We start from the raw sequence: 6,610 nt of genomic DNA, 5'->3' as shown, positions 1-6,610 counted from the left end.
GGGTGCGGCAGGATCGGTGGGTGGTGGGTGTGGAGGGACTGCGGGCACATCTGCTCGCGGCTCGGCTCGCCGGGGTCGTGGCGACCTCGCGGGAGGCCAGTCTGCGGCGGTACCGGGCCTTCGCCGCGCGTGATCCCCGGGCGCTGATGGGCGTCGATCCGCAGGGGGAGTGGGCGGTGCCCGACCTGGTGGCGCTCATGGCGGAGAAGTGCGGGGTTTCGGCCGATCCTCGCTGCACTACCGGTCATGATGTGATCGATCCCGAGCGGACACTGACCGCGCTCGACGCGTTCGCGGAGCGGGTCGCAGCCGTGGCCAGGCGTCGCGCACCGGTGCTGATCGGCACCGGGCACCCGCACCGGCTGCTCGGTTTCTACGCCGCGCTCGCAGACGCCCTGTCGGCGGCGGGGTGTGCCGTCCTCACACCCGCGCAGGGTCGCTGTGTCGACATAACGACCCGGTTCGGGCTACGCACGTACAACCTCGACTACGTACGGGGTGTCGCGCTCGTCCGCGAACCCGCCGGGCAACGCCCCGGTTGTGCGACCGGCGCGCATTCGCACTCGCCCCTCCCGGTTCGGGTCGCGCTGGCCGGCGCGGCAGAGGCCGGCGGGCTGCTGCCGGAACTGGTCGTCGGGGATCACGGCTGGGTCTGCGGAGCAGGTCAGCTGGGGTTCGAGGCGATCGGGCTGGCCGATACGGACGATCCGGCGTTGTTCGTGGGGCAGGCCGAGGGGGTGGTGTCCGTGGTCGTTCCACTTGATGACGGTGTGCGGGGTGATTACTACCTGCCGTTGACCCGCTACGTACTCAATCGAGCGTGTCTGTCACAGTAGGCCGCCGATGGGTGCACCTCTTCCCCACTCGCATCACCCGCCCCTAGTCTGGGGAGTGAGCACGCAGCGACGAAGAGTCACCGGAAGGGGAAGCCGGTGGCCGTCGAGTGCGGAAGGTTCAGGTGTGTCATGGCAGCAGACCAGAGGCCTCTGAGCGAGGTTCAGTTCCTGACGGTGGCGGAAGTCGCCGCGGTGATGCGAGTGTCGAAGATGACCGTGTACCGGCTGGTGCACAGCGGTCATCTGCCCGCGATCAGGGTGGGGCGGTCGTTCCGCGTCCCCGAGAACGCGGTTCACGAGTACCTCCGCGAAAGCTATGTGGGGGTGGAAACGGCCTGACGGCGGCGCGGGAGATCGATCAGAACAGGGCACATCCGATCTCCCCGTCCCCCCTCGATTACGACCTCGGCGCTCGGTTGGGTAGGCTAACCCCTCGAAGGTCGTGTGGGCCCATGGCGCCCAAACACCGAGTGATGAGAAGTGAGCGAGGGTAGTCGTGGGCTCTGTTATCAAGAAGCGGCGCAAGCGGATGGCCAAGAAGAAGCACCGCAAGCTGCTCAAGCGCACGCGCGTTCAGCGGCGCAACAAGAAGTAAGCACGCCGTAGCGCGTGTTCCGCGGCCCCCCACCGGCATCCGGTGGGGGGCCGCGGCCATGTCCGCAGGCGGCCGACGGTGCTGACCGGGCTCCGCCTGTCGGTGGTTTCTCGGCCGTTTCCGTCACTTCGCGCATCGGGCGGTCATCACAGCGCAACGTCGACCCGCTAAGTTGGCCGCACAGGGGAACGCGGGTCGGTACGGAGTTCGGGTAGAGGGTGCGGACGCCGTACGGTGGCCGGACCCGGAACGAGGTCGGGAAGGAAGGCGCTGATCTTGGGGAAGGTCGTGCTCGTCACCGGAGTGGCCCGACCGCTGGGGGGCCGGTTCGTCCGGCGGATCCAGCGAGATCCGCAGGTCGACCGGGTGGTCGCGGTGGACGCGGTGCCGCCCGAGCACCACCTCGGCGGCGCCGACTTCGTACGGGCCGACATCCGGCAGCCGACCATCGGCCGCGTCCTCGCCGAGACCGGCGCCGACACGGTCGTCCACATGGACGTCACCGCCACCGCCCTCGGCAGCGGCAGTCGCACCACGGTCAAGGAGACCAACGTCATCGGCACCATGCAGCTGCTCGGTGCCTGCCAGAAGTCGCCGACCGTGAAGCGGCTCGTGGTGAAGTCCTCCACCACCGTGTACGGCTCCGCGCCCCGCGACCCGGGCGTGTTCACCGAGACGACCCCGCCGAAGTCGCTGCCCAGCGGCGGCTTCGCCAAGGACATCGTGGAGGTCGAGGGGTACGTACGGGGCTTCGCGCGGCGCCGCCCGGACGTCGCGGTGTGCGTGCTGAGGTTCGCCAACATCCTCGGCCCCAGCGCCGACACCCCGCTCGCCTCCTACTTCGCGCTGCCCGTCCTGCCGACCGTGTTCGGCTACGACCCGCGGTTGCAGTTCGTCCACGAGGACGACGTGATCGAGGTGCTGCGCATCGCCTCCCACGAGCCCGAGCGCGGCACCCTCAACAGCGGCACGTTCAACATCGCCGGCGACGGTGTCCTGTTGCTCTCCCAGTGCTCCCGCAGGCTCGGCCGCCCCACCGTGCCCCTGCTGCTGCCCGCCGTGACCTGGGCGGGCACCCTCGTGCGTACGCTGGGCATGACGGACTTCTCGCCCGAGCAGATCCGGCTGCTCACCCACGGCCGGGTCGTCGACACCACGCAGATGCGCGAGACGCTGGGATTCACGCCGAAGTACACGACAGCGGAAACGTTCGCGGACTTCGTGCGCAGCCGGGGGCCGGGACTGCTGCCCCCGGAGGCCCTTGCCGGGGCCGTCGACCGGATCGCCGCGCTGCCCCTCGCGGGCGGCGGCCACCCCCCGACGCAGAGCGCCAACTGAGGAGCGCAGCACGATGGCGGATGCCAAGGTCATTCCGTTCGACGACGACCGGTCCCGCGGCGGCGGTGTGCAGCGCCCGTCGCGGCGCCGGGGCGCGCTGGGCCGGCGCAGGAGCGGCGAGCCCGTCCCCGTACGCGAGGCGCCCGAGGCAGGCGGTGACGTCCAGCCCCTGCCCACCGCGGCTGGAGCACCCGATGATGTCCCTGTGACTTCTGAGCCCCCCGAGGACAAGCCCGACGCCGGAGACGGCGGCCTGGAGCGGCGTATCGCGAGCGGGCTGGCGTTCCTGCGGCGCCGCCTCACCGGGGACTACGAGGTCGACGACTTCGGCTACGACGAGGAGCTGACCGATCAGGTCCTGATGTCGCTGCTGCGCCCGATGTACGAGAAGTACTTCCGGGTGGAGGTCAAGGGCGTCGAGAACATCCCCGCCGAGGGCGGGGCGCTGATCGTCGCCAACCACTCCGGGACGCTGCCGCTGGACGGGCTGATGATGCAGGTCGCGGTGCACGACCACCATCCGGCGGGGCGGCATCTGCGGCTGCTCGCCGCGGACCTGGTGTTCGTGCTGCCGGTCGTCAACGAGCTGGCCCGCAAGCTCGGCCACACCCTGGCCTGCGCGGAGGACGCGGAGCGGCTGCTGGCGCAGGGCGAGCTGGTCGGGGTGATGCCGGAGGGCTTCAAGGGCATCGGCAAGCCGTTCTCCGAGCGCTACAAGCTCCAGCGGTTCGGCCGGGGAGGGTTCGTCTCCACGGCGCTGCGGCAGGGCGTGCCGATCGTGCCGTGCTCGATCGTCGGGGCGGAGGAGATCTACCCGATGATCGGCAACGCGAAGACACTGGCGCGGCTGCTCGGCTTCCCGTACTTCCCGCTGACGCCGACGTTCCCTTGGCTGGGGCCGCTGGGGGCGATCCCGCTGCCGACGAAGTGGACGATCCAGTTCGGGGAGCCGATCCCGACGGACGGGTATCCGCCGGAGGCGGCGGAGGACCCGATGCTGATGTTCAACCTGACCGACCAGGTGCGCGAGCAGATCCAGCACACGTTGTACAAGCTGCTGGTGCAACGGCGGTCGGTGTTCTTCTGACCGGTCCTGGCACGAAGGCACGAAGGCGCGGGGATACGGAGGCACGGGGGTACGGCGACGGGGGCGCCCCTCGCCGCTGGGGCGCCCCCGTCGCCGTACCCGGTGGTGGGTGTCAGCCGGCGTCCTGACTGTCGATGCCGAGGCCGGGCAGCAGGCCCGGGAGCAGCGGCGGCAGGGTGACGTCGGGCTGTGTGGTGGGCAGGCCGCTGGGCAGCGACGGGGCGTCGCTCTGGCCCTGCTGCGGCGGGTCGAGCAGTCCGCCGGTGCTGCCGCCGAGCAGGCCGTCGTCCTGGCCGCCCGTGACGGCCTCGGCGGGGTTGCTCGGGGCGTGGCTGCCCGGCTGCCCGCTGCTCGTCCCCGCGTCGCCGGTGCTGGGCGCGGCGGAGTGCCCGCCGGGCTGCGCCGGGTCGCTGTGCGTCGTCCCCGGGGTGCTCCTGCTGCTGGTGTCGCCGCTGCTTCCGGCGGGGGGCTCGGGCAGCAGGGACTGCAACGGGGCGACGTCCTGGTCTATGGCGTCGAAGACCGACGACACCTGCTCGCTGACATCGCCGAGCTGCACGGGCAGCTTCTCGCGCAGGGCGCCCCAGGCCTGGCGGTGGGAGCGGGAGAAGGCCGACAGGGCCTGGATGGGGCCCAGGGAGTCGGGGTCGCGGTCGTAGGCCGCGCGCAGCAGACGGTGGCCCTCGGAGGCGTCGTGGGTCATCCCGGACAGGGCGCGGCGGATCTCGCCGAGGGACTCGTGGTCGAGCTGGCCGCCGCGTCCGCGCTCCATGAGGCGGCGGGCCTCGCTCAGGCGGGTGGAGGCCTGGTCGAGGTAGGTGCGACCGCGTTCGTCGTCGTTGTCGGCCAGGTAGTTGAGCTTGAAGTCCTCGATGCCGCGCTTGAGGCCGTAGAGCGAGTCGCCGGGCAGGGCGTCGGAACTGGCCGCGGCGACTCCGCCGAAGGCGCCGGCGGCGACTCCGACACTCAGGCCGCCCGCGGTGAGGCCCTTCGCGAGCCGCGAACGCGGGCGGAGCTTGCCGAGCGGGGTCGCCCGGTGCACCCCGCGGGCCCGGGTGGACCGCTGCTCGGGTACCGAAGGGTCTGCCTCGCCGTGCGTGCCTTCCCGCAGCATGGCCTCGAACGCGGCCACGAGCTGGGCCCGCTGGACGGCCTTGACCTCGGGGTCGAGCTCCGGCTTGGGCAGCGCACCGAGACCGGCGGCGAGGGCGACAAGGCGTCCCTGCTCGGTCTGGTCGTCGGCGGCTGGGGCCGGTGCCGATCCTTCGGACTGCTCGGCCGCCGTGCCCCGATCGGACTGCTCCTCCAGGGCCTGGGCGAAGGCGTTCGCCCGCCGGTGCGCCGATACGTTCGCGATCACTGGCGGCACCTCCTCTCGTCATGACGGTCGACTCCCCAGGGGGTCCTGAGGGTTCACGTCCACGACCGCTTCCACACGATCGAGTGATCAGCATTGGCCTGGACGTGACCACAGGGAGCCTGCATCCCGCACAACGAGCGGCGCGGCACTTGGGTTACGGACGGCGGATGATCGGATGAGGAAGCCAACGGTCCTTGACGGACAGTGAGTTGGCAGTCGCGGAGTGTGTGTTTTCAGCGGGCGTCGTCCGGCAGCAGCCGGGCGAGGGTGCGGACGGCCCGGTACTGGAGGGTCTTGATGGCACCCTCGTTCTTGCCCATCACGCGGGCGGTCTCGGCGACGGACAGCCCTTGCAGGAAGCGGAGGGTGACGCACTCCTGCTGCTGGGGGTTGAGCCGGCGTACGGCGTCCAGGAGCGCGGCGTTGGAGAGGGACTCCAGCACGGACTCCTCGGGGGAGCGTTCGACCTCGTTGGCGTCGAGCATCTCGCCGGTGGTGACCTCCAGCCGGAAGCGGCTGGACTTGAAGTGGTCGGCGACGAGGTTGCGGGCGATGGTGACCAGCCAGGCGCCGAAGTCGCGGCCCTGCCAGGTGAAGGTGCCGATCCTGCGCAGGGCCCGCAGAAAGGTCTCGCTCGTCAGGTCCTCGGCGGTCGCCTTCCCTCCCACCCGGTAATAGATGTACCGGTAGACGGTGTCGCTGTACTGGTCGTAGAGCCGGCCGAACGCGTCGGCCTCGCCCGCCTGGGCGCGCTCCACGAGGTCCATCATGCGGGCGCTGTCGCTGTCGGCCGCCGGGCGGCGGACGGTGGCCGCGCCGCCGGAGCCCGTCGAACGGCCGCGCCGGCCGACGGCGGCCCCGCCGTCGGCGAGTGCGTAGCACGGGCCGACGGGGGCGGCGGTGGCGAAGGCAGGGACGGCGTGCGCGGTGGGGACGAGGCCGCGCAGCAGGTTCTGCACCGTCGCGACCGTTGCGCGCAGCGTAGCCAGGCCCGAGGCGTCAACCCCGACGTGTGGGTACACGGGACTCCCAGAGGCAGAGCTTCCATCACGTGCAGTGCGGGACCGTCACCCGTCGTGGCGACGGAGGGGTACCGGTTTGCGTCTGAGGAGAATAACGCTTCGTGCAGGGCCTGCTACGCCGAGTTGCTCAAATCATCGATTGCGTTGCTTGTGTGCCTGTTTGACGCCCGATCAAGTGCCACCTTCTGACCGTTTGTTGATCGGTGTGGCTCGTGTTTCGGGTGAGACCAGGGCGTGTTGTGGCCGGGTGGCGTCGGGAGGACTGCACGGGGGCGGCACGGGGTACGACGGCGGGATTGGCCGGGTCTGACCGTCGGTGACCAAAAGTGAGCCCTGCCGTCAGCGGAGGGGGAGGGCGGGTCAGCTCATCGG

Annotated in this window: 7 protein-coding genes; 5 read left to right on the top strand and 2 right to left on the bottom strand. The window is 70.9% G+C overall.

Annotated features, from left to right (window positions below):
* The first annotated feature begins 2 nt into the window (after positions 1–2).
* The 5 genes from MTQ10_RS26180 to MTQ10_RS26160 all read left to right on the top strand — a co-directional run bounded on the left by MTQ10_RS26180 (position 3) and on the right by MTQ10_RS26160 (position 3,856).
* A complete protein-coding gene (locus MTQ10_RS26180) occupies positions 3–836 on the top strand; it encodes a phosphatase (RefSeq protein WP_374117694.1) in 834 nt (277 codons plus the stop codon).
* A gap of 129 nt (positions 837–965) precedes the next feature.
* Positions 966–1,175: a helix-turn-helix domain-containing protein gene (locus tag MTQ10_RS26175; RefSeq protein ID WP_247472626.1), complete on the top strand. Its 210-nt coding sequence runs from the start codon at positions 966–968 to the stop codon at positions 1,173–1,175.
* Positions 1,176–1,332: 157 nt separating this feature from the next.
* On the top strand, positions 1,333–1,431 hold the full coding sequence (locus tag MTQ10_RS26170; RefSeq protein WP_003948845.1) for a 30S ribosomal protein bS22: 99 nt from the start codon (positions 1,333–1,335) through the stop codon (positions 1,429–1,431).
* Positions 1,432–1,707: 276 nt separating this feature from the next.
* Positions 1,708–2,769, top strand: coding sequence for an NAD-dependent epimerase/dehydratase family protein (locus MTQ10_RS26165; protein ID WP_247472625.1), 1,062 nt, complete (start codon positions 1,708–1,710; stop codon positions 2,767–2,769).
* 13 nt (positions 2,770–2,782) lie between these two features.
* Complete coding sequence (locus MTQ10_RS26160; RefSeq protein WP_247472624.1) at positions 2,783–3,856, top strand: lysophospholipid acyltransferase family protein; 1,074 nt, start codon at positions 2,783–2,785, stop codon at positions 3,854–3,856.
* 112 nt (positions 3,857–3,968) lie between these two features.
* On the opposite strand, the gene MTQ10_RS26155 is transcribed toward MTQ10_RS26160, so the two are convergent.
* Together MTQ10_RS26155 and MTQ10_RS26150 are read right to left on the bottom strand one after the other, a co-directional pair.
* Positions 3,969–5,216: a DUF5667 domain-containing protein gene (locus MTQ10_RS26155; protein ID WP_247472623.1), complete on the bottom strand. Its 1,248-nt coding sequence runs from the start codon at positions 5,214–5,216 to the stop codon at positions 3,969–3,971.
* A 233-nt stretch (positions 5,217–5,449) separates the two neighbouring features.
* Positions 5,450–6,238 (bottom strand): ECF subfamily RNA polymerase sigma factor, BldN family, encoded by a 789-nt coding sequence (locus tag MTQ10_RS26150; protein ID WP_247472622.1) that lies wholly within the window; start codon positions 6,236–6,238, stop codon positions 5,450–5,452.
* Positions 6,239–6,610: the final 372 nt, after the last annotated feature.

This window comes from Streptomyces sp. XM83C, assembly GCF_023072675.1.
Taxonomy (GTDB): Bacteria; Actinomycetota; Actinomycetes; order Streptomycetales; family Streptomycetaceae; genus Streptomyces; species Streptomyces thermocoprophilus.
Note: the sequence above shows the minus strand (reverse complement) of the source record. Positions and strands in the feature narration are given on the sequence as shown.

Excerpts from the sequence above, each read along its gene's own strand:
- MTQ10_RS26175 (WP_247472626.1), top strand. The coding sequence starts at position 966 with ATGGCAGCAGACCAGAGGCCTCTGAGCGAGGTTCAGTTCCTGACGGTG.
- MTQ10_RS26160 (WP_247472624.1), top strand. The coding sequence starts at position 2,783 with ATGGCGGATGCCAAGGTCATTCCGTTCGACGACGACCGGTCCCGCGGC.